The organism is Sphingobium sp. KCTC 72723 (genome assembly GCF_014280435.1).
GTDB lineage: Bacteria > Pseudomonadota > Alphaproteobacteria > Sphingomonadales > Sphingomonadaceae > Sphingobium.
Window position 1 is genome coordinate 322,391 of sequence record NZ_CP060388.1, and the last position, 23,160, is coordinate 345,550.

At 54.1% G+C, this 23,160-nt stretch carries 21 protein-coding genes; 1 reads left to right on the plus strand and 20 read right to left on the minus strand.

Features of this window, described 5'->3' with window-relative positions; translation table 11 throughout:
* Positions 1 to 11: 11 nt before the first annotated feature.
* From SPBM01_RS21710 to SPBM01_RS01810, 19 genes are all read right to left on the minus strand, one after another.
* Positions 12 to 974 carry a hypothetical protein gene (locus tag SPBM01_RS21710; RefSeq protein ID WP_223177756.1) on the minus strand — a complete coding sequence of 321 codons (963 nt, stop codon included), beginning with the start codon at positions 972 to 974 and terminating at the stop codon, positions 12 to 14.
* A gap of 566 nt (positions 975 to 1,540) precedes the next feature.
* The gene (locus SPBM01_RS01730; protein ID WP_188063730.1) at positions 1,541 to 1,897 is read right to left on the minus strand and encodes a hypothetical protein; all 357 of its coding nucleotides are present in this window, start codon (positions 1,895 to 1,897) and stop codon (positions 1,541 to 1,543) included.
* Between the two features lie 59 nt (positions 1,898 to 1,956).
* The gene (locus SPBM01_RS01735) at positions 1,957 to 5,826 is read right to left on the minus strand and encodes a hypothetical protein (protein WP_188063731.1); all 3,870 of its coding nucleotides are present in this window, start codon (positions 5,824 to 5,826) and stop codon (positions 1,957 to 1,959) included.
* 214 nt (positions 5,827 to 6,040) lie between these two features.
* Positions 6,041 to 6,406, minus strand: a complete 366-nt coding sequence (locus SPBM01_RS01740; protein ID WP_188063732.1) for a hypothetical protein — start codon at positions 6,404 to 6,406, stop codon at positions 6,041 to 6,043.
* Positions 6,406 to 8,466 (minus strand): hypothetical protein, encoded by a 2,061-nt coding sequence (locus SPBM01_RS01745; RefSeq protein ID WP_188063733.1) that lies wholly within the window; start codon positions 8,464 to 8,466, stop codon positions 6,406 to 6,408. Before SPBM01_RS01745 ends, SPBM01_RS01740 begins: the two co-directional genes overlap by 1 nt.
* Entirely contained in the window at positions 8,466 to 11,372 is a 2,907-nt protein-coding gene (locus SPBM01_RS01750) for a phage tail protein (protein WP_223177757.1), read from the minus strand. The genes SPBM01_RS01745 and SPBM01_RS01750 overlap by 1 nt, the downstream gene beginning before the upstream one ends.
* Positions 11,369 to 12,112: an NlpC/P60 family protein gene (locus SPBM01_RS01755; protein ID WP_188063735.1), complete on the minus strand. Its 744-nt coding sequence runs from the start codon at positions 12,110 to 12,112 to the stop codon at positions 11,369 to 11,371. Before SPBM01_RS01755 ends, SPBM01_RS01750 begins: the two co-directional genes overlap by 4 nt.
* A gap of 340 nt (positions 12,113 to 12,452) precedes the next feature.
* Positions 12,453 to 12,962: a hypothetical protein gene (locus SPBM01_RS01760; protein WP_188063736.1), complete on the minus strand. Its 510-nt coding sequence runs from the start codon at positions 12,960 to 12,962 to the stop codon at positions 12,453 to 12,455.
* The gene (locus SPBM01_RS01765; protein WP_188063737.1) at positions 12,962 to 13,201 is read right to left on the minus strand and encodes a hypothetical protein; all 240 of its coding nucleotides are present in this window, start codon (positions 13,199 to 13,201) and stop codon (positions 12,962 to 12,964) included. Before SPBM01_RS01765 ends, SPBM01_RS01760 begins: the two co-directional genes overlap by 1 nt.
* Before the next feature lie 95 nt (positions 13,202 to 13,296).
* Entirely contained in the window at positions 13,297 to 16,629 is a 3,333-nt protein-coding gene (locus SPBM01_RS01770; RefSeq protein ID WP_262504299.1) for a tape measure protein, read from the minus strand.
* Positions 16,630 to 16,671: 42 nt separating this feature from the next.
* On the minus strand, positions 16,672 to 16,806 hold the full coding sequence (locus SPBM01_RS21820) for a hypothetical protein (protein WP_262504300.1): 135 nt from the start codon (positions 16,804 to 16,806) through the stop codon (positions 16,672 to 16,674).
* A 77-nt stretch (positions 16,807 to 16,883) separates the two neighbouring features.
* Positions 16,884 to 17,237: a hypothetical protein gene (locus SPBM01_RS01775; RefSeq protein WP_188063738.1), complete on the minus strand. Its 354-nt coding sequence runs from the start codon at positions 17,235 to 17,237 to the stop codon at positions 16,884 to 16,886.
* Positions 17,238 to 17,295: 58 nt separating this feature from the next.
* Positions 17,296 to 17,748, minus strand: coding sequence for a phage tail tube protein (locus tag SPBM01_RS01780; RefSeq protein WP_188063739.1), 453 nt, complete (start codon positions 17,746 to 17,748; stop codon positions 17,296 to 17,298).
* A 53-nt stretch (positions 17,749 to 17,801) separates the two neighbouring features.
* Positions 17,802 to 18,155 carry a hypothetical protein gene (locus tag SPBM01_RS01785; RefSeq protein WP_188063740.1) on the minus strand — a complete coding sequence of 118 codons (354 nt, stop codon included), beginning with the start codon at positions 18,153 to 18,155 and terminating at the stop codon, positions 17,802 to 17,804.
* Positions 18,152 to 18,493 carry an HK97-gp10 family putative phage morphogenesis protein gene (locus SPBM01_RS01790; protein WP_188063741.1) on the minus strand — a complete coding sequence of 114 codons (342 nt, stop codon included), beginning with the start codon at positions 18,491 to 18,493 and terminating at the stop codon, positions 18,152 to 18,154. Before SPBM01_RS01790 ends, SPBM01_RS01785 begins: the two co-directional genes overlap by 4 nt.
* Positions 18,483 to 18,794, minus strand: a complete 312-nt coding sequence (locus SPBM01_RS01795) for a hypothetical protein (RefSeq protein ID WP_188063742.1) — start codon at positions 18,792 to 18,794, stop codon at positions 18,483 to 18,485. The genes SPBM01_RS01790 and SPBM01_RS01795 overlap by 11 nt, the downstream gene beginning before the upstream one ends.
* Entirely contained in the window at positions 18,794 to 19,195 is a 402-nt protein-coding gene (locus tag SPBM01_RS01800) for a hypothetical protein (RefSeq protein ID WP_188063743.1), read from the minus strand. The genes SPBM01_RS01795 and SPBM01_RS01800 overlap by 1 nt, the downstream gene beginning before the upstream one ends.
* Before the next feature lie 71 nt (positions 19,196 to 19,266).
* Positions 19,267 to 20,274, minus strand: coding sequence for a hypothetical protein (locus SPBM01_RS01805; RefSeq protein WP_188063744.1), 1,008 nt, complete (start codon positions 20,272 to 20,274; stop codon positions 19,267 to 19,269).
* Positions 20,275 to 20,433: 159 nt separating this feature from the next.
* The gene (locus SPBM01_RS01810; RefSeq protein WP_188063745.1) at positions 20,434 to 21,057 is read right to left on the minus strand and encodes a hypothetical protein; all 624 of its coding nucleotides are present in this window, start codon (positions 21,055 to 21,057) and stop codon (positions 20,434 to 20,436) included.
* 137 nt (positions 21,058 to 21,194) lie between these two features.
* On the opposite strand from SPBM01_RS01810, the gene SPBM01_RS01815 reads away from it, so the two are divergent.
* Positions 21,195 to 21,794, plus strand: coding sequence for a DUF4145 domain-containing protein (locus tag SPBM01_RS01815; protein ID WP_188063746.1), 600 nt, complete (start codon positions 21,195 to 21,197; stop codon positions 21,792 to 21,794).
* On the opposite strand, the gene SPBM01_RS01820 is transcribed toward SPBM01_RS01815, so the two are convergent.
* Positions 21,724 to 23,130, minus strand: coding sequence for a DUF4055 domain-containing protein (locus SPBM01_RS01820; protein ID WP_188063747.1), 1,407 nt, complete (start codon positions 23,128 to 23,130; stop codon positions 21,724 to 21,726). The genes SPBM01_RS01815 and SPBM01_RS01820 overlap by 71 nt on opposite strands.
* Positions 23,131 to 23,160: the final 30 nt, after the last annotated feature.

Sequence of the window (23,160 nt, forward strand, 5' to 3'; positions counted from 1 at the left end):
ATTGCTGGCCCTTAAACAGCCGGGCCAGTTAGCTTGAAACAGTCCACCGTCATGGTTGGCTGCATTGTATCGGATGTGCTGATGTTAATACCGAAGCCGATGCGATCAGGTCGGTTTGGCAAGAAGGCAGTCACACTAGACTGTCCAAGCTGAAACCAGTTCTTGCCACAAAGGCTAGTGTAGAACGTCAATGTTGACCCTACACACGATGCGCGATAAAATGTCGGAGTTGTCATGAAGCGCTTTAAGGAGCCTTCTAGTGCGCCACCGTACCCTGACATACCCGCAACATAAACAACTTGTGTTTGATTATCTTCATTCACCTGACCAACGATGATATGTCGGCTAGTAATGCTATCCATAATAACAAGGCCAGCTTTACGGTAGTTGAGGAATGTCATGAGGTTCTGGGTGTGGACTACAACGTCCCAATCCAGCGCTTTGTTTGTGAGCGTCCTATATGCCACTCGGCTAATATCGCCCATGACACTGGGGCCGCACTTTACGAGCAAGCCTGCGTCGGCGTCGTCAGTGATCGTCAGTTGCGAGGCGTCACCGCTAACCTTGGTAAGTGTGCTTGCTTGTGGAACATCGAAATACCAAGGCTTGCCTGAACCGCCGCCACCCGTAGGCGCTGCGATCCATGCTGTTGCGAAGTCCGCGTTGCTGGTCTTGCTCAGGATTTGGCCGGTTGTGCCACCTGTAGGAACGCCCTGACCATTTGTGCCGTTCGTGCCTGCTGCGCCAGTATTGCCGGTGTCGCCCTTGTCACCCTTTGCGCCGGTCGCGCCAGCAGCACCATCGGCGCCCCTGACCAAGCCAACATCCTGTGTGGTTGTGTCGGTATAAGTGATGATGAGACGACCGCTGCCGTTGACCGTAGCAGAGGTAATGCCGCGACCATCTTGACCGGGAACACCTGATCCACCTTCGCCAGCGGTGAAGAATGTTTCGTAGAGCGTCCCATTGCTCATTTCGAGGGTTAGGGTGCCGTCTGCGTAGCGAAGATCAGCAACGCTATCACCGGGCAGACCGGGAGTGCCAGGCGTTCCAGCAGCACCGGCATCGCCCTTGTCACCTTTGTCGCCCTTATCTCCCTTTACGCCGGGAGTGCCTTGTAAGCCGGTGAAGCCTTGCTCGCCACGCTGTCCGGCAGGTCCAGCGGGGCCGGTTGGTCCAGTAGGACCAGCAACGGTTGAAGCGGGGCCAGCAGGACCAGTAGCGCCCTGTGGTCCGGTTAGACCTTGTGCCCCGCGTAGGCCAACTTCACCGGGAACGCCCTGAGGTCCGGTAGCACCAGTAAGACCCTGAATGCCGGGGACGCCCTGCGGGCCTTGTGGACCCATTGGACCGACCGGGCCGATTGGACCGGGAACTGTTGATGCTGGTCCTACTGGACCAATCGGGCCTTGTGGCCCAGCTTCTCCGGTGTCACCCTTTGGGCCTTGTGGACCGGGGATAGGAACGATACCTGATGTAACTTCGACAATTTCGGTAACGGCTTGCTCGTATAGGTCGGTTACTCCGACTTCTGTTGTCATTATCCCACCCTGACCGCTGTTACGGTTCCTTCGCGGATTGTCTGTGTCTCACCATCATTCCAGACTACGAATGCTTCATACTGAAGCTCTCCATCTTCGCGGATGAATGCTGTCTGCTGATTGGTGATGCGAATGTTTAGGGACTTGGTTGTGTCGTCCCATGTAAGGCCGTTACCCAACGTCAAAGTTAGGTATTGCCTGCGTCCTAGATTGACATGGAAACCAGCGCTCTCGACGCTGCGTTCTACTGGATCGGAAGTGCCTGCGGCTGTTAGCTTCCAGATGCGTAGGAAGACTGTCGCATCATCAGGAGCAAGCCTGTAGTAGCGCAGTTCTATTGGTTTGTTTTCCGCCACTCCGTGGTGCCTCCATATCGTTTCCGATATTTATTTGAGGCACCAGTTCGGGAGTTCGGTTAGGGCTTAAACGGCGGGTTGTTCGTCGTCTGATGGAACAGGAACCAAGTCTTACCTGCTTCCTGAAAGCCCTTCGCTGTTTCGCTGTCGATTTTCTGCTGACGAAGCTGTAGCGATTTGTCTCTCGCTGCTAACAAGCCTGTATCAGTGCGGCCCATATCGACGAGCAGTGATGCGCCAGCTAGTAGCTGATCGAAAGCCTGCCCGTCGCGATTGTAAACCTGTCCGCTGGTCGTAGTGAACGTATCCCAGCTAGGAGCCTTGTTTGCGCCCTGTAGGTCAGAGATAGCGTCATAGGTCTGCGGCAAGTTGGCCGCATTATAGCTGGCCCCCACAATCTGCGCATTGCTCCAGATAGGCGTGTTGTAATCGAGGTTGTCGAAAACATTGACGCGCATCTGGCTGTTGATCTTATTCGTGATGCGCTTTTGGTGCGAGGTGATAAGCCAGTCGATGACCGCTTTGACCTTAGGCGAATGGGCGCGCAGCGCATCGTTAAAGCCTAGCTTCTCAGCCGCGTGAAGGGCCGACACCCAGTATCCAATTTGGAAATCGTGCTGGTAAACGCCCCAACCATCGGACGCTACTGCGCCGAAATACTGCGCAGCCACATAAGCGCGGACATTGTAGACTTCTTCTGGATCAGCAGTGTTCATCGATGCTGGCGGGTTAAGGAAGCCGGGATCGCTTGCGTAGAAGCGATCATAGAACGCCTCAAAATCGAACCCGATATAGTCCATCACGTCTGCGCGGCTGTAGAGTCTGCTCGAATTGCTTGACGCAGTTTTCCAAGCCAATGCGGCATGGAAGAACTTCCATGCTGCGCTTCGCTGGCTGAACTCATGTGCCTGATTAAACCCGCTGTTCAAAACCCACGGGGTGTAGAGACGGGCCTGATCCCAGAACTTAACGCCTAGCATTGCGAATTCAGGCGTCTGCCAAAGCAGCGAACCCCAATGCGGGAACTGATGGGCGTGAGCGTCATCAATCATGTTTGTGCCGAAATACGGCTTGTCGGAACTGGAACCAGCAAAGGGGACGCTGACACGAAGCGGGTTCTGCGTCGTAGCCCAGACATAAGATCGACCGCCCTGCGCGTAGTAGGCGCGCTCAGGCGGGGTGCTCTGTTCACCACCCCCGTAATAGTGGTTACGCATGGTAATGTTGCGGCGCATGTTGCCCTTGAAGAGCGGCGTTAGCTTGCCATTCTCGAAACAGTGAAATGGATCGCTGACATATCCGGTCAGGTAGTCGAGCGCGATTTGCTTCATATCCCTGTTGTCGTGTGGGCGCTTCTTGGTCACATCGCGAGCATACTGCGCGACCATTTCAGGCATAATCTGACGGTCATCACGAACACCGCCAGGACCAGTGATTGGGGATCGGGCCATCTGATTGAATGGCGTGTATTTCAACCAAACGCCTGCGTTCGGCACAATGTCATTCTGATTGTAGCCCTGCTTGTAGGGGTTAAGCGTGTTCTGACCTTGCGTGATGATTTCGTTGTAGGTCGTTGGTTCCCACGACATGCTGCGATAGTTACCGAAGCCATTAAGCTGCTCGCCCATACCGATACGCATGTCACCGCCGTTGACGGAAAAGCCGGTCTGCGAAGCAAACGGCACAGCCACATCATAGGTCGGAACGCGGTTCCAGATTTCTTGCTGGGTGTAGGCTGGTGGCTCAGCGTGTGAGCGCCAGATAATGCCTGAACGAACCGTGCCTTTCGGATAGTATCTGTTCGCAGTGGTGATGATCGGGCAACCGCGTCCGTCCAGCGCGCCACTCCACATCGTTGGCGTTGCTGCCGTGTTGAGCGGCTGACCGTCTGGCTGCTCGACGCGGCCCAGCAATGTGCCAGCGTTGTCGTAGATCAGCCACTTGTGCGGCACCATGTAGGAGTTTTTACCTTCTGGATTGCCGAATGGGTTTGCTGGCATTTGCGTGGTGTCCCAATCGTAGCCAAACTGTAGCTGGACGTAGGTTCCCATGCGGATGCCATTACAATAATAGTTGATGCCGCCAATGTTTGGCACTGGTCCCTTTGGCTCGACTTCCGTCCAAGATGCCTGCGCGCCATAAAGAACGGAGTCTTCAAATCGGCAGTTCTGGGCAGTCGGCTTGGTCATGATGAGTTCGTTTGGATGAGGCACACCAGAGCCAGACGACCAATCCTCAAGGACCGCTTTGAAAGCGCGACCAGCCGGGACGATCATGTCGCTAACAACGACTTCCATGTTATAAGGGTTCTGACCAGCAGCCGCGTAGCTGACAGTTACTGGTGCTTGTGCGGACGAGAAGCTGCGAGCATCTACAACCAGATTTTCAAGGTCGGCTGCGCTGATCGTACCGCTGCTGACGGGATCATAGGACTTCTGAATTTCAGGCTTACCGAATGATACACCAACGTATGCTACTTCCAGACCATCTTCACTATTTGAAGTGTTGTTTCCAACAACATTACATTCCAAGTTCATTGCTGGAGTGATACGAGGTTTCACTTCACACGGCTTATCTGCTCCGATTTGGACGCCATCAACGAAAAAGCGCACGACGCCGCCGGTTCCGCCAACATTATCGATATACTGCGCTTCGATAGTTTTCAGGGTTCCACGCGCAAAAGCCGGGTCTTGATCGCTTTCGATTTGTAGCGAACTACCAGCGCCGCGACCGACAAGGCAAACAACTGAGTTGCCGTTCCAGTGCTGCTTGAGCGCGAACTGGCCAGTCATGTATTCATACATACCCGCGAGATAGGGATAGGTATCATTCAAATTCACTAGACCGCGCCACGTTAGCTTGATGTCAGAAGGCGTCTGAGTGATGACTTCGTTTGTGCTGATCTTAAAGTCGAGTGCCAGAGGCTCGGTCGAAAGGTAGATGTGCTTCATCAGCTTGAGACGGCCATTGACCATTTCGCTGTTATCGACCGTTGTGCCGCCAGTGCCGGAATAGATGCGCTTCGCCAGCCCGTTAGTGCCGCTTGCTGCGCTGCCCGAAGGATACCAAGGCGATCCCTGATTTGTGATAGTCCACTGGCTAGCCACAGGCACGCTGATTTCGTTGCGGCGCTCAATGCGCAGCGGGAAGCCCGATGGTGCGGTGAGATTGAAATTGCCGGTGCTGCCCGCGAGATAGATGCCTAGCGAGAAAATCGAACCGGGATCACCGTAAATCGTGCCGGAACCTGATAGATCAAGTTCTTCGTCGCTGCCAGGTGGAGGCGGTAGGGGAGCATCGGTCAGACCGAAATAAACAGCGGTGCCGTTCAACAGCGGCTGCGCCCACATGCCGATGCCAGCACGCGGAGTGTCTTTCGGGATAATTACCATCGCAGACTGAGTGAGGGTTAGCGGCGGCGCGTTGGTAGAGATAGGAACGAGAACGCTGATCCCTGAGCCGCCCGCTGATTGACCAGCATGTTCGGAGAAATTCAGCAAAGCAGGAACGTTCAAGGTGCCGTCGATCCCGTCAGTGCCGTCAGTACCATGTAAGCTGGCAAGCCACTGCGCTTCCGTGCCGACGAAGCCATTCTTCACGGCAATCTCATAAGCGTCGTCGCCACCTTCAACGCCGTTCTCGATGATCTCTGCTGCGAGTTCGATCATCGTGTTTACGTCTTTGTCGAGGCCAGCAACGGTCGCCTGCGTGTGAATGATGCCGTAGTTTACGCCGTTGCCAGTGCCACCGCTAAAGGGGCTGGCTAGCTTCAACTGAATGGAGTTTACAACACCGTCAATTTCGTAGTTTCTGCCATCAACAACAAGGATATCGCCGCGCTGGATGGAACTGTCGAAGTTGGTGCTGTTGCCGATAACGATATCGGAATTGTTCGTGAGATTGATGGTGCCAGTTTTGAACCATGCCATGCGGGGAAGTCTCCTGTTCTAATACAGGAGTATTTATTCAACCCTCGTTGGTGGCCTTATTCGCTGGGCTGATCCTTGGGGTTCGCATCCTTTACGGCTTGAACAACCGCTTTCCATGCGTCGAAACCCTGATGGAACAGAATGTCTAGTTGTTCTTCGACGCTTGGGTATGAGATTTTCCTCGCCATCTGGTATCCCTTCTTAATGTTTACCTTCATGCTGCCTCCGGTCCTGTTTGGACTTCTATAAACTGCTCGATGTAATGAGGGTGGAACAGGAACAGCACCAATGTTTCCGGTGTGTCTGCCTCAAACTCGACCGAACCATCATCGGTATGAACAATGTTCTCACCGAATGTAATTGCGGTTCCAACCGGGAGATTGCCTACTGAGTTGTAGCCGATGACAGGTTCAAGCGGCTGTCGCACTTTGACCTGCATGGTATCAAGATCGAGATAGATCAGGTTCGCGTTTAGGTGTTCGGGCAGTTCAGCAACGATAATGCTATCATCCTGATAGTCGAGCTCGTTCCTCGATACGGACAGGACACGGCCATCCGCTTTGAAGTATGCGTATGCCATTATTTCTTTGCTCCTTTCAGCGTCATCATAATGTCTCGCGCATACTGGATGCGGGAAACAGAGCGCGGTAAGAAGGTGCCAGAGGTCATGCGCGCAATGACACGGACCTGTGTACCAGTAACCTGCGCTTCGATGATTTCGCTAGTGCGGCTGTATGTGTTACCGTTGTCGGTGGTGATACCGATTGTCTTCGTTTCCGGCTCAGAATAGCCGCTGCCAGTATCTACGAGCAGTCGAATGATACAGCTAGCGTCATAGCCCACAGTAGCATCGCGGGTCAGCGTGACAGTGATCGTGCCGTTGCCCGGTGTAACGCCGTCACCAATGGTCATGAACGGGGTAACGAGGAAGTCGATAGTCCCGCCTGCTGGACACAGTGCGTCCTCTGCGGTCATCACCTGATTTGCTGTGATCGCGTTCCCTGCGATCTTGAGCGTATTGACGGACAGGTCATTGATCTGCGCGCCGTCGATTGTGGCCCTCGCAATGATTGCCTGCTTCATGCGAATTTGACCCGCAACAGCTTCAAAGATCATTTCCGTGCCGCCGGGATGCCCGATAGCGAAGCGATCTGCGTTAACCGCAAACTCGAAATTCTGACTGGCATCCGTGTAGAGGCCGTAACCACCGACACGACCCTGATTGTCGATCCTGAGCGTATATTGTCCGCCGAAACCATCAATGGCGCTGCCGTATGTGGACAGCTTCTGTTCCAGCGTGACGCCGCCCTGATCGTTGAGCCTGCTGCTCAGAGTGATAATGTTGTCAGCATTGGTTTTGTCAGCAGCGGCATATGCCAGCTTCACTTCTTCAAGCGCGCTTTCCCAGCCGTTATCATCTTCGCCGTCACCGATCTGCGCGGAGAGAGTGTCGATCCTTCGCGAAAGGGCTTCGCGCTCGTTGGCAATGGTCTCGTTGATAGTCTGCTGCGCGGCAGTGATCGCGCCCGAAATGTCGCTGTTCCAGACTGCGGACTGGTCAGTGATGCGCTTTGCTAGAGCCGTGTCGGCATCGACAAGTGTTTCTATCTTGTCGTTGAACTGGCTCTCATTGTCACCGATGCGGCTTGCTTGCTGATCGAGGCGCAAGGTCAGAGCCTTATCAGCATCGACATAGACTTTGCGCTCTTCGACTAGGACGCCCTCAATGAGCCTGAGAACGTCACCGTCAAAGTTCTCGAATTTCGCACCCATCTGTAGAAGCTGCTGGGACTGCGCGAAATCGACCCCGGCCTGTGTTTCCTGATACAGCCCAAAAACAGCATCGAAGTCATCGAACTTGCTTTCCAGTTCCAGCATCTTGCCGGAAATGAGAGTGCCGTTGTCGATGTCAGTGTAGAGCTTTTCGACGGCCTTCTGAATGCGACGTTCGTTCTGCTTGCCATAGGCATTTGCTAGCTTACCAAAGGCCGTGCTGCGCTGAACGTTGAGTGCCGCAACGCCTTCCAGCTTCTCATTCAGGATCGGTAGCAGCTTGCTTTCGACACTCAGGGTATGAATGCGAATAGTAGCTTCGTTGAGCAAGTCCGTGCCGAAAGCGTCATAGGCCGCATAGGTGATGAAATATTCTGTGTCGGGTGCCAGCGGCAATGTGACCGTTGTATCTGGTCCAAGGTATTTTGATGTGATGGCGCTTTTACGAACAGGAGTCTGCGTATCTGCCCACACGACGAAACCCGCGAAGTCGGTATCCGCTGGTTTCTGGAATGACAAAACTGCCATGTCATAGCCGTGCATGGGGATAACAGCCGGAACCGGTGGAGCCGGATTAAGAGCCGCAATCTCGCGTTCGGCAGACCATTTGCCACCTGCTATCTGAGTAGCAAGATAGACCTTCGGGGAGCGCGTTAGACCAGCAGCAACATTCTCTTCAAAGGTCAGGGCATCCTTGTAGACGCGCATACCGTCAGCATCGACACTCTGGAAAACTGTGTGATTGAGATAATGGACGACTTCACTGTTCACGCATTCGTAGCGCAAACGATACTGCCATTCCTGACCATTGCTTGGATGCTCACGGAACCATGTAACAAGGTCACGACCTGTAAACTCAATTGCCATTAGTCGAACCTCAGGAACTCTGGTGGATACACAACCTCGTCCGATGCGCCATATTCAAACGTGACACGCAGGATCATTGCGGGGCTTGCTTTGCCCAGAGTATTTATTGAGCGGCAGCTAAAGACATGCTCGCCGGGTTCAGCGTTTCGCATGGTCGCGAAGTTGTTCGGACCACGATAAACCTCTTCCCATGTGCTGCTACCGGGACGCCTTACTTCAAGGGAGTAACCCTGTAGCAAGATGCGATAACCCTCAGGCGTTGTCGTATCGATAGCATCCCAAGATACCTCGAAGACATTCTGTGGGCCTAGCTGCTCGTCCGTATAGGAACGAGGAACAGCCTTCAGATTGGTAGGCGTTGGGGTGATGGGATTGAGCGTCGTCCACGGCGAATAGTCGACCGGGACATTATCATCGAAGAAGGCGAACTTGCCCTCATGATGGAGCGTTCCCTTAACGGTGTATCGGCCCTGACCGGCTTCAACAATGTCCTTGATCCTGAACACGCGGGGCTGAACAGCGGCAGAGGAAAACTCCACGATGCCGATAGGGGTGTCAGCTTCAAGGTCGGTCGTATCAACATTGATGATATCGGTGGTGCGGTTGCTGCTCACCATCGTCACAGAGCGCGTATCAAGCCCGTTGCCGACGACCATGTGAGCGCGATAAGCCGTAGCTGCTTTGACCGGGATCGGGTTGTCTAGGCGAAGCTGGGTAGGGCTGATGATCTCAGCGACACGGCCAGTCGGCGTCTTGCCAGAGCGCGTCCAGTCATCGACCTCAATAAGTTGGCCTGGCGCATATCCGGCACCGGCAAGCAGGGTGTCGAATTCAACGGTTGTGTATTCCTTCTGGGCCGCAAAAACGAGGATGCGCGCAAAGTCGTATGCCTCTTGCCTGTTCGTGCATCCGGTCTTGTAAACCGTGCGCGACACGACGCCGTTGTTGGCGATGCCAAGGGCGCGGTTGCGATCAATGCTGGGCTGGTCGCGGTAAACGACGAGCGCTTTGCGGTAATAATCTGCCGGGTCGTCAAACTCGACAATCACCTCATTCAAGCGATCCTGAATGGGTGCGCTGCCATATTTGAATTTGCCGTCTGCGGTCGCGGAGTTGTTGACGTAGTGGTCAACAGCGTCCTGCGGACGATCCTGCATGAGGATGATTTCACTGCCGCTGTGATATGGAAAGGCACGGAATGTCTGGGCAAGATCAATCAAGCCCTGCCAGCCATCCTGCTCGTCAGTGAACTGCTTATTCAGGGTAAAGCGAGTGCGCCCGTTGACCTGCTCGTCGCAGTATTTTGCCGTATTGAGCAGCGCGAACTTATTGAAGAATGTTTCGGGAAAGCCGCAACCCATGCGTGGGTTTGTTGCCATTTCCAGCCAGTGCCATACCGGATTGCTGGTGACGGCATATTTCCATGCACCATTCCAGAAGCCCGCATAGGTCTTCGCAACCGGGTCGTAATTGTCCGGAACGCGGACTTTCTGCCCGCGCACGATGACAGCAATCTCAGGGCTGGAACCTAGATCGAACTGCGCGAGGTCGATCATGGTCGAGAACAGCGCGGTCGGCACTTCGCCGCCGCTACCATCGTAGGCTAGTTCAAGATCAATCGTCTCACTCCAACCATTGAATACGGTATCATTGTTCAGCTTGTCGTCGGTGCTGTCAGGAGTGGTCCTGTAAACACGGAACATCCAAGGATCGCGGTCATTGCCAACGGTCTTTGGTGGAGCAGCAATCGAGTATTCACGGACAAAAGGATCGCTGGACTTTTCGTTGACATACCACTGACCAGCAGGCGTCCAGCTTGTGGCGCTCTGACGCTTTACATCGAAGCCGCCTTGAACTGTTGTCGTGGACTGGTTGCCCTTTTTGCTGGTGCGCAGCAGGGCGTTCATTCGGATGCGCGCTTTTACGCGATTGGGTTCGACGCCATCGACGTTCGGCCCGGTAACCGTGTTGGTGATATAGAACTGACCGCCGCCACCGGCCTGCGTCTGGCGCAATTCGATATTGCTGTCGAAGTTGGACGAAACGCCGGGGGTGATCGGAACAGCCGACTGGCCTTCGACACCGTAGCGCTCGGCCCAACTGATGCCATTGTAATTAAGCTGGCCTGTCCCGCGATCACGCAACGGGACTTCGTTGACTAGAATGTTCTTCTCTTTGTCCTCAATCGTATCACCCACGATGCCGCCGATTTCACCGGCACCGAGCGCAGCAGTCATTCGCAAAGTGGCATCGCTGTAGGTCGTATTGCTGATGGTCTTGCCGCCACCCTTTTTGCCGTCAGCAGCCATTGCCGTTTTGAGAGCATCGGTTGCACGGAATACGCCAGTGCCGCCGAACTTGGCCTCCCATGCAGATTGCGGGGAGTTCATCGGACTGGAATAATCTACGTCTGCCTCAAGAATGTTCGATCCACACAGGACGCGATCACCAGCGATGTAGGAAAGCACGGAGCCTTCTGTCTGGGTGTTTAGGCCATTCTCATACAGAGCCGACTTGCGCTTATCGTTCTTGGTCTGCGCTGCTGGCATGAGCAGGTTGAGCAGCATATTGACCGCAATACCAACCGCCGTGCTGATAAGCGCGGTGATGAGCATTGCCGTTGTGATTTCATGACCACCAGCATGGGGACCGATATGCAGGGTCGTGCCAGCGGGCAGCGTCCAGCTTTCCTGAACTTGCTGCCCGGTCAGACTTGTCGAGTTCTTCCACGATTTGCCGATGCGAAACTCAGCGGGAGTGGTTTCGATCATGCGTCGGATAGGAAGTAGCTGTTCTAGTGCCGCTACAGCTTCCCTTGCATTTGATGCGTAGATATTAATCCCACGCTTATAGCCCGTTGGTGCTTTGTCTTTGTAAGCACCGTGAAGCATGACTCTTATGGTCATTTCAGCCTCCAGAATTGCATTGCGTATTTTTCGATTGTTCGTTCTTCAAGCAGTGGTGTCCATTCCTCAGAATGGCGTCGGGAAAGCTGATGAAGGTATTTGCCTTCGCCCAAATAGATCGCGCAGTGGTTCGCGATTGGGCTGTCCCAGAACATTATTGCTAGGTCGCCGGGCTGACGATCGTTCCTATCAACCGGCTTGAAACCCAAGCGTGGCGGCCAATATCGAAACGGATCTTGCCCACGCGCATGAGCATGGTGCGAGCCGGGTTCCCTGACACGCGGGATGCTATCTAAGATGCGCGCAGATGCCCTGTAATAGTCCGCACAGAGCGTCCAGCAGTCACGCACACCCCAGAGGTATGTGCGCCCTAGCAGGGGTTCTACGGGCTTCTCTGGACCCCATATTTCTGGGTAACTGACATCGGTAACGCCTGCCAGATTGGCATGAACAGCAACGATGCCCCATGTCCATCCGGTGGCAATCTGCTGCTCTGTGTCCCGGTCGCTTGGTTCGGCCGATCCGTTGGGATGGCTATGCAGGAATAGAGCTGGTCGCTTCGATAGCAGGCGAGCATTATCCTTATGGGAAATGCCAAAGCCATGCGTGGGAATAGGATCGACGTTTTCGAGTTCAGCCCAAGTGCCATCGGACCAGATCGCAACGATAGCCTCTTTCGGCCATGCGCGAATGAATGCAGGTTTGATTGTCTGCCAGAGACTATCGGATAGGACTTCCATCCGATACTTATCAGAGTCCACTTTGTGAACTGTTTGCTGAACGGACTAGGTCCAGCAAACAGCGTCACATCAATTCATCTGCAATTAATTCTTCCGACGACATGCCCACACGAGTTTTGACGCACCAGTGAAGCAGGGACCAAGGGATAACAGAATTGCAGGGGTTAGGGTTAGAATCGTAAGTAAAGTCATATTTCTCCATCATCGACTGCCGAATAGGTGGCAGACGAAACGGCAGTGACACGAATCGCGACCGGACGCAAGTGCTTCTGCGTGTGGTTACTTTCGGTTCACTTAATGCTAGTCTTACTTGTCTTAGTGTTCTTATCACTAACACTTCTTACCTTAGTAGATTGCTTCCTAAACCGGGGTAGTGTTCACGGGTCATCTTAAAGCCGGGGAATTTGGCTCGCTTAAAGTCAGCATGGGTAGCGAGGGTCAGGGTTAAGACCTGGCCGTCGCTCGCGACGCTATCAAGGAGGTAGCGTTCCGTCTGGAATGCAGCTTGCGGGTTATCGGCAATAACGTCTTCCGCTAGGGCTAGATAGCGCGTTACAGGGGCGCCGGGTGCATCGTCGTACTGCGCGAGCGTTACGGCCAAGGCCGATCCAAAGTCGGGCATTCCGATAGTCGGCTGAACCAAGTTCTCGCCACCACGCTGCCAGCCTGAGGTTACGAACGCATACGGCGTCCAATGCACACCGTTGAAAATGATCGTGCCAGTTTCCGGCGTTTCAGTCTGATAGCTGGACGTATTAACGAAGCGATAAACAGCATCACCAAAAGCGGTCAGGTCGAGCGAATAAAACTCAATGAGACGATCAAACGTGGATTTGTTGAGGTTAGCCATTAGACCACCTCAACAGCCAGAGTGACCGTGACACGAAGCGAACCATATGTCTCGCCCATACCGAACGAGGACGTTGGCCTGATCTTTAATGCGCCACGAATGTTGCAGGTATAGTCATACACTCGGTTGAAGTGTCCTGCTTTCAATTCGTCTAAGAACGCTTTGGCTTCTGGCTTCAACATCGAAAAGGTTAGAGTCGCTGTCTCGGTCCATGGTCGCCAACCGATGGTGCCGCTCATGTTGTACGAGCCTGATTGCATAGTCTGCTTAATCGGAGTGATGCTCCAATCAATGGGAACGAGTAGTCGATTTTGATACGGTAGCGCGGGCATTTTTACCTCTTTTTTGCTAGTCGTGCGTCGATGTCAGCCATTAAGCTGCGCTTGTAGGCAGCCATCTGCGCGGCAATCTGAGACTGTGTGTCAGCCCCTGCGCCGCCCTGAATGACGATGTGCGTGTCACCGATTGAAATGCTGGAACCGCCACCGGCACCGATGGCCCTGCGAGCAGTCTTGTTGTTGATGATGGTTCCGGCAGCGCCGAACTTCATCAGTTCAGGTCCACGCTCGCCGACCAGATATGTTTTGCCAGCAGCGACTGAACCACCCGATGCGCGAGCGCCAGCAACGCCACTGGAGCCGCCTAGCGCACCAGAAATAACGCTGGTCAACAATCCGCCAATTCCGCCTTTGCCACCCAGCTTCTCACCGAGAATGACGGCCTTTGCGATTGCTTCCAGCAGTCCACGCAGAACGCCGCTGATGAATGTCTTGAACGCCTGCTTCGGGCCGTCCCACATTGCAGTCAAAAAGTTAGCCAGCGAAGAAGCTGCCTGTGCCTGACGATCCATTGCAACGCCCTGTTCTAGCTGCTTGGCTAGATTCTGCTCGTTGAGGATCAGCTCTGCGCGCTTGGCCTCTGTGACGCCTTCAAGCAGTCGGATGCGCTCGATATTGGCATCACGTTCGCGCTGGATTTGCAGAACGCGGCGTTCGTCTTCTGCCTTGTCGGAATTGGTGCGCGCCCTGTTATCGACCTCAATGTCTTCCTTGCGCTGGGTCTGGTCGCGTTCAATTTCCTTGACGGCTTGCGCGGCCTCCTTGGCCTTTGCCTTGCGATACCAAGCAGCGGTTTCAGCATCTAGCTTCTTGGTCAGAGCATCAGAATATGTGAGGTCAACATTCAAGCCAGCACGACGACGGGCCTCAACCAATGCAAGCTGCTCTTGCGAGTAAGTGAGTTCGCGGACTTTATCATTAAAGTCCTTGATTATATCATCGACCTTTTTTAGCTGCTCACCATCGCGCAGGGTTTTGAACAGATTCCTGATTGCATCAGCTTTTGCATTGACTTGTTTAATGTCACGACCAAGGCCAGCACGTTCCAACTCATCAGCAAGAGCCTTTTGCTCCTGAGTTAGCGTCAAATCCTTGATACGGTTGTTTAAGTCGGTGACTGCATCGGCATACTTCTTCTCGGCCTTTGCGGCATCGTCAGCAGCCTTCTTCTTTTTGTCGTCCTTCTTGCCGTCACCAGCAGGCTTCTGAGCAGGAGGCGTTTTGGCGTTTGCCTTTTCCTCTGCCTTCTCTTCGGCCTTGGCCTTTGCCTTACGGTCTTTCGCGATCTTGTCGGCGCGAGTGACCAGCTTGTTCAGGCCGGTTTCAATCGGCTTAGTGAATGCAGATGCATAGGCGCTGCCCATTTGTCCGCCCAGAGCAACAGCACCACCACCAGCAAGTCTGCCAAGCGATACATTCTCAAGCTGGCCGAAAGCAGCACCAAGGCTGTTCGCGAACGAGAGAACGCGATTAACGCCCTGAATGGTCTTGTTGATGAAGCCTTCGACAATGGCTGTTGCGCCGTTGAATGCGTTGACGAAGATCGTGGACAACGCCTTTGGCAAGCCGGTGAACAGCGCGATCATCACGTTGTAGGTGCCGCGCCAGTGGCCCAGCATCGCGTCGAGCGTGCGAGCGACCAGACGAGCCATGCCCAGCAGCGAGAAGTCGATGCCGTCGAAGAACTTTCCGGCCATGTCCATCATGCCGCCGAAGGTGTCAGCGAACCAATCACCGACACTGCCGAACACATCGCGCGCCATATCGCCCAGGCCGCTGAATGTTTCGGTGAACCAGCTACCGACGCCGGATGCGAAGTCCCTGACTACCGCGAAGGCTTCCGACGCAGTTTCAGAAATCATCTCGAAAGCTGCGCGGCCTACATCGCCGATGCTGGCAATGGAGCCGCCACCGATGCCGATTGCGTCACGGAACTCATAAAGCAGGGCAATGGTCGCCGTGAGCGCAACAGCGATGAAGCCAATGGGATTTGCAGCAATAGCAGTGGTCAGGCCCATAACGGCGCGCTGACATGCCTTCATGCCTGCGCTGAACAGGCTCGATGCGACACCGGATGCACCAAGCGCGGTTTCAAGCGCTACGATGCCCCTCACGGTCGTCATGATCCATGTAACGGCAGCAGCGGCTTTGAATGCGAGGAACGAGGCTGCGGCAGCTTTCGCCACGCTAACAAGCCCGGTCATATTGTTCAGTAGGAACGATAGGGCAGCGCCACCGACTTGCTGAATGGTCGTCAGGATCGGCAGTAGCCCATTAAAGACCTCGCGCATGGAAGCGCCGATCTGCGCGAATGTCGGCTGTAGCGACGATCCAAATGTTTGTACCTTCGCGACCACAACCGCGAGGCTGTCAGCAATGCCAAAGCCCTTTGCGAACTGGCCTGCCAGTAGGGTGAACGTATTGCCAGCAGCGGTCCTGATGTCCGCGAAGCTGACCGGGATTTTACCAAATTCCTTTTCGATCCCGGCGACCAGCTTAGGGTCTGTCAGTGCTTTTGCGATAACGGCAGCGGTGATTTTGCCATCGCTTGCCAGCTTTTTCAGTTCGCCGCGGGGCTTGCCGATCGCGTCGGCAAACAATTCCATCAAGCGAGGCGCGTTCTCATTGATGGACGAGAATTCGTCACCGGCCAGCTTACCGGCGGCCATTGCCTGCGAAAGCTGTAGAATGGCGCTCGATGCCTGAGCGGCACCGGCACCACCGATCTTGAGGGCCATGCCTACGGTCTGGGTAGCGGCTGCAACTTGCTGCTGGCTTAGGCCGAGCGTCGTCGCGTTGCGCGCCATCGTGGCATAGAGGTCAGAAACCGAACCCAAGTCCGAACGACTGGTGTTCGCAATGGCTACAACGTCCTTCTGAGCCTGCGCGTAACTGCCGAATTTGGCGGTAGCGAGATTCAGCTTGGCTTCGATTGATCCAGCTTTGTCGCTGAAATCCGTGAAGCTACGGCCAAGGTCTTTCAGGCCATTGATTGCGCTCTGAAAGCCCAGAGCGCCGAGCGTTCCCGCGAAGCTGCCAAGTGCAACTGAAGATCGAGATATTGGGGCAGGGATGCTTTCGACGGCTGCGCGCATTTCGCGGGTTGCGCGTTCAGTCTCCGCACTGGCCTGACGCATCTGGCGAACAAGCTGATCGAGTCCGGGCATCTCAACGCGAGTGCTGCCCATGCGTCCAAAGCTGCTCTGAATTGAGGAACTAGCGTCGTTTGCCGCTGTCCTCGTAGTCTTGAGAAGGTCGCGAAGCTGGCGCAGACCTGTAAATGCTTGTGCGCCGTCGAATTTAGCCGAATAAGATAGTGTTTCGCTCATGCGATAGGCGCCTCCATTGTTCGCGAGTATTTATTGGGAGGCTCATCGACCGCGTGCGGCACGGATTTGACGAATTGCTTCTTCCGCCGAAACAGGTTCAGTCGGCTGCTGATCGTCGTCTTCGTCGTGCTGGCTTTGCCAAGCAATTACCGCCAACAGGTATTCAGGCCATGTCATTGCCCAAATCTCTGATGGCGGCACTTGGTGATTGAATAAGTTCGTAAAAGCTATCTCGTGAGAGAACTTGAGCTTACTTACTTTTTTTGGGTGTCTTCCTTGGGAGGCTCGATTGCTGCCGCAAGGTCTTTGCCGGTCATCTGGCTAAAGCAGGTCAGGAGCGCTTCATTGAACTCGGCTTTCTCAAAGTCGCCGAAGTTGCCGAAGAAGAAGGAGAAAATGGCATCGCGATCATAGTCGGTGCCATGCTGTAGGTGAAAAAACAGTTCAGTCAGTCGAAGCGGATGATCGACCGTTGTCATGTATTCCAGTGCATCTTCGCCAGTCGCCTTGGTCAGGTTCTGTAAGTTCTCAAGGCTTGACTGTAGCTTGATGCTGTTTCCTTCCCAGAGGAATACGCCAGTGCCGAGACGGGATTTGTTCTGTGCCATTTTATGTTTTCCTTTATAGGCTATGTGAGCGAGCTTTCACCCGCTCACATATTTATCGTTACGGGGTGACGGTTTCAGTGATCGCTTCACCAGTCTCAAGGTCATACTCGGTCACAGGACCGGCGTTCTTGAGAGTGTAGGACACTTCAAACACGCTCGTTGCCGCAGCGCCTGCTTCAACGCTGTTGATGATGAACTGACCCGAATAGAGCAGCTTATCACCGTTGCGGACCTGATAAGGCCAAGCCTTATTCTTTGCCCTCTGCAACAGTGGTGTAGAAGCATCAGTGAAAGCGTGATTGACGGTGAAGCTGAACTCGTAGCTTTCAGTGCCTTCCGTGGTGATCTTGCCACCTTCTTTGGTGTCGATTTCCTGAGTGTCGGACGACCAAGCCATGCTTAGTTCGTTTTCGTTCACGACCTTTTCAAAGTCTGCGGTTGCAGAAGCTGCCGCCGTCTTGCCGATGTAGGCACGAACGTTCTTGTTTAGGATTTGCTTTACAGTAGCCATGTTTGGCTTACCTCCGTTATTGGTTGTATACAACAGAGGTATTTAGCGGCTAATTAGTCAATCAGCGCTGCTGGGATATAGGTGCAAGGGATGATCCAGCGATTGCGGGATTTCTCCGGTTCTGGTCGTGGCAGAAGTCCGAGGGTAACGATTGCAGCACTCTGCTTAATCGCGTTGAGAATGTTTTGCGCGTAGTCGAACTGGACAATGCTCAGGTCGGTAGTGACATAACAAATGTTGAACCTGTGACTGTCCTGCTTGTCATCTGTGAATGTCATGCCGTCGATGTAGATGGCTGGTAGCTTGCTTGGGATGCCATAATTGACATCGCCGACATTCAGGGTCGCAAGGCTTGCATCAGCAGCTACGAGGGCGCGGATATGGTCGACTAGGAGTTGAATGCTCATCGCATGGCCTTCCTGAGCGCCTTGTTTACGCGCTCATATAGTTTGTGGATCGTTGCGCCCCATGCGACGTCCATAAATGGGTTCGCAGGCATGGTGCTGGTTCCCTCTTGCACATATCGGGCATGGGGAGCCGTTGCGAAAACCTCGACACCGGATGGCGTAACGCGACCGTCAATGCTGTCCCTGAGTTCCCCGCTGAGAACCGGCGCGATCTGCTTTGCGTATGGCTTAAAGTCCTGCTCCAGCCACGCCTTAGCGGCGTCCTGCGGGGCATTTTCCATCTTCATCAGCACTGCGTCGAGGTGATTGATTGCCTCGTCAAAGCCCTTAACGCTCATGCAGCACCACCCTTTGCATGAGATGTTCGTCGCCAACGCCTTTCTGCACACTGCTAACAATGTCGTATGTGACGCCCTTGAGCAGCAATTCGGCCCCTTCGACAGGGAACGAGGTTGCCGTCATGACGGCTTCGCACTTCGCTGGCTCTTCAAGTTCAGCCGTGCGGGTGATGATCCTGACACGGACTGGTGCCGTCTGATCGGTGCCACCAGAAACGTCAGTCTTTTTGGTAACGAGTCCCTGAGTTGTAACCTTGTCGAGTAAGCGGGCAACGCTAGCCTTCTTCGCTTTTAGGTCCATTAGCGCACCACCTTAATGACGCTGATGCCCTTGCCGGTGGATGGCGTCTTAGTGACTGGTGCAAGCAATGCCGTGATAAGAGGGAAGGGGTCAGCAGCCGCAACATTATCGAAATAGGTAGTCTCTTCCGACAAAACGCCGTCGAGGCTTTCCTTGTATGTCTTGATGCCAGAAGCGCTGTTCTTTTCTGCGAGACTGTCGATCTCAGGTGCAAGCCTGATAGTCGCCTCACGAACTAAGTCAGCGGTATCGTCAGTGATAATCAGACGATATGTTGCGCGGATGAAGTCAGAGGCACGATACAGCGCAGCCAGCTTTTCAGCATCAGTGCCGAAATACTGCCAATCCTCATTGCCCCTGAGTGTGTGATAGGCGTCTGCCTCTGATACTGTAATTTCCATACAGCTATTTATTCAGCCCACAAGAAAGCCCCGCTGTTTCCAGCGAGGCTCCTTGTTCTGTGGACCGGCTCTTAGGCGTTGGTCTTCAGGATTGCGATTGGGACGTTCTTGCGCTCGAAAACGCGGGTAAACGCGCCAGCAGCCGAATACTGAGCCAGCGAAGGCGACTTCGCAGGAGAAGTGATTGCAGCGGCACAGGTGAAGCCCTGTGGGTGGATCAGAAGCTGCTTACGGGTAATCAGCTTTTCTTCACCAGCGTTGTTACCGCTGTGGTCGTCGTAAACGACGGTGGTGCCGCGACCGAAAGCAGCTTCGCCGTATGCGAATGCGCCCTGACCTAGAATGTAGGTCGTGAAGGTCTTACGGTTGGTTCCCTGAACCACTAGGCCAGTGTCGTCGATAACGACGCGCTTGCGGTAGTAAGTGGTGAACGGCTGGGTTTCCGAAGGAGCCTGGAACGCATGTGGTTCCAGCTTCATCAGGTTAGTGAAAACCTGCGAGTGCATTACGATAACGCCCAGCTTGTCTGCGCTGTCGCCCATTGTCTGGCAAGCATCAAGGATAGTGTTGATGGTAACCGACTGAGCAGCAGTAGCGGTGCCGGTTGCGTCGGTTGCGACGTTCACAACCATGTCGCCGCCGTTGTTGGCAACGTTCGCGACTTCGATGCCCTTCAGCTTCGCCAGCACGTTCTGCTGAATGTCCTGCGTCCAGTAGGTAGCAGCGATGTTCGCGATGTATGCAGGAACGTCTTCACCGATAACGGCGGAAGTTAGTTCCATTGCGGACCATGCCTTAGCGCGGTAATCCTTCTGAGCGACCTGAGCAGCGGCGGTTACAGCGGCTGTGCCACCCTTAACTGCGCTGTCGTCGTTCATCAGGTCCGACTCAACCCATGCAAACGGATTGAAGTGAGGCAGAGTAACAACGGTGCTTTCGCTTGCAGCGAGAGCGTCGAAATTCGATGCGCCGACGAGAACTGCCGAGTTGAGAAGTGCCGACTTTAGCGTAGTCTGCTGACGAGTGTAGCGGTCGAATACTTCTGGAACGACCACGTTCGATAGTGCTGTGGATGCCATGTTTGGCTTGCCCTCCAACTTTGATGTTGTTGATCCAAGCAACATCAATCAGTTGCCGGGACACCCTTTTTTGAATGTCCCGTTATTTAGTTAGGAGAGTTATCTGGTAGCGCAGACATGGTAAGACTGAGTGTAGACAATGCTACACTCAGTTACCTTTTAGCCGTTGATGAAGCCGTTGCCAGTTGCGGTTGCCCAAGCCTTAGCTTGTTCAGGATTGGTCTGTAGCATCGTCTGATATTCGCCAAGCGCAAACGGCTTGTTGGAATAATCGACTGCCTTAGCACCATTGTTGCCAACTGCATCTGCACCTGAATTGTCAGCAGCGCGGACATAATGCGCGCCATCCTTTGCAAAGTAGCTCTTTGCGAAGTCCGCAACAGACTTACCGCCGATAGTGTCAGCGTCCTTGTCCAGCTTGCGATATAGGATTGCTTCAACGGCATCGACATGCTTGCCGTCAACATTACCGGATGCAATGGCAGCGGAAATAGCGTGGTCAACGCGAGTGGAATGCAGATCGGTCTTGATCTGGTCGCGTTCGGCCCTGAGGCTATCGCGTTCTGCGATGAGCGCCGAATGTTCCAGCTTTAGGGTAGCAAGTTCGTCACCAGCAGCCGCGTTCTTTGCTGCATCGCCGACCTTCTTTTCGGCAGCGTCAGCGCGCGACTTTTCGGTCTTTTCGCGGTCGATGAGTTCGGAGTTTTTTGTCTCTAAGCGAGAAATAGAGTCAAGCGCCTTTGCAAGGTCAGCCTGTAGCTCTTCAATAGTCTTGGTAGTCATGTAAACCTCTGGCCGGGAGCCAATTAAGGGGTGCAGCGGGACTGCGACTTGCACCGGCGGGACCAGTGCCACCTATTTAGTGGAAGGCTGGCAAAGCTCTGCTTGCCTGCTATGGTGCTTTCCATAACGGGGGTGGAATGAACGTGAACTTCAGCTTCAATGGTGCGCCCGATCAGGGCTTGGACTGGCTGCAATTCGCCTCGTCGGTCATCGGGTCCATTGCTTGGCCCGGTATTCTGCTCGCCGTCATCCTGATTTTCAGAAAGCCGCTGACTGAACTCATCAACTCGATTGAAGAAGCCCGATATGGCGATACGAGCGTAAAAGTCAGTCGGAAGATCGACCAAGCCGAGAAGACCAGCGAGAACTTTATTGACCCTGCAACAATCGAGGGGATGGCACCGGAGCCAGAACCAATTGGCACTCGGTTCGATCAGTTGATGGAGATTTCACCAAGCGCGGCAATTCTGGATTCTTGGATACACGTAGAGGATGCTCTACGCGAGGTGACGCATAAGTTCTCGACCATGGGAACTATGCCTTCAAGAAACGGCAGCACGGCAATGATCCGGTTCCTCACTTCCGCCAACATTATCAAGCCAGAGGTTGGGAAATGGTTGGACGAAATGCGGCAGGTCCGAAACGCTGCCGCACATGCCCAAGACGTTAGCCCAGCGGACGCGCTTCGTTTTCAGGAGTTGTCGCAGAAGGTGCTACGGATTCTGCGCCAACTGTAGCAATCGGTCGAGGACCGTCAGCTTTCAGGCGGCTTTGCTCTTCATCAAGCGTCAGCGTCTCATTGTGAACGCCACGATCGCGCAGCGTGTAGAAAAAGCTCTCGAATGACATGCCACCACCCTGATAAACGGTAAAGAGCGCGGAAATCTCGCTCGCGTCCATCTTGGTAGGCAGATAATCCGTGTTTAGCTGATAGCTAACTGCGCTTCCATCGGTCCAAAGCGCGACCAGCTTCAAAGCCTGAGTTATCTTGGCCGAAACATGGTTGGCAATGGAGGCCAGGACGGAGTTTTCCGCACCCTGACGCAATGCCTCTGTCTCAGCAGCTTCCGGCGCGGGCTTAACGCGGGCCAGAATACGAGACGCAACAACTGCCAGCTTGTCTTCGGTGCGGTCAAGCTGCCTTTCGAGCGAAGGGATGCCATCGCCTGATGGCGCAATCCACTTCATGTCGGCTTCCCAATCCTCCACGGCTAGGATTGCACCGGGGCTGATTGTTACCTTGTCGATTTCGCCCTTCTGTAAGCCTTTGGCGAAAAGCATTGGCGTGGAAATGAACATATGACAGGAAGTTAGCAGTCCTTGCATACGGTAATGGTCAAGGTTTAGCTGAACCACATGATCCATGATCGAGGGTTGCGGCTTTATGTTGTCATCTTCGCTAAGAAGCACGAACGGGATTTCGCGTAGCGGCTGGCCGCTGCGGCGAGGCACGATAGCAGGCTCAGGAACCCATGTGCTGCCGACTTTGCGATGGATCGTGACGGAATAGACGCCGCCGACGAGCTGCAATTCGCGCACTGTCTCTTCGTCGTCCAGCAGTCGAACGTAGATTACAGCCCTGCGGACCCCTACGACGCCCTGTCGCACTTCCAAGATGGAATGCGCGGGATATTGCAGCACATAGGGACGAATGCCCTCAGCAAGCGCTTCGCCGGCACTGGATGCCGTGCCTGACGGATGATCGACAAGCAGGCCGTGATAAGCAGCCGTTAGATAACCACGACAAACCTCTTTAGCGAGATCGTTGACGCTTTTGCCGTCGCGGGTGATTATGCCCTTTAGGCTACTTTCGATGACACCAGTGTTCTCCAACACCGGGTTGCGACGAAACATCAGGCCTAGCAGGCCGGTCAATGTTCGGTTGGCTGCTGGGTAGAAGGAAACATGATCCTTGAAGGACTTATATTCTGGATCGGTTTGCTCGATATAAGCCTTCGGGAGATACTTCGTCCCCCTTGCTTTGACCGGGTAGTGTCCGCCAACTACATCAGCGTTGATGTCCCAGCGCTCATGTTCGCAAGCAATGTCAGAATGTGGTTTATTGATTTCCATGGAGCGCCTCGCTGTAATTCAGCGATATTT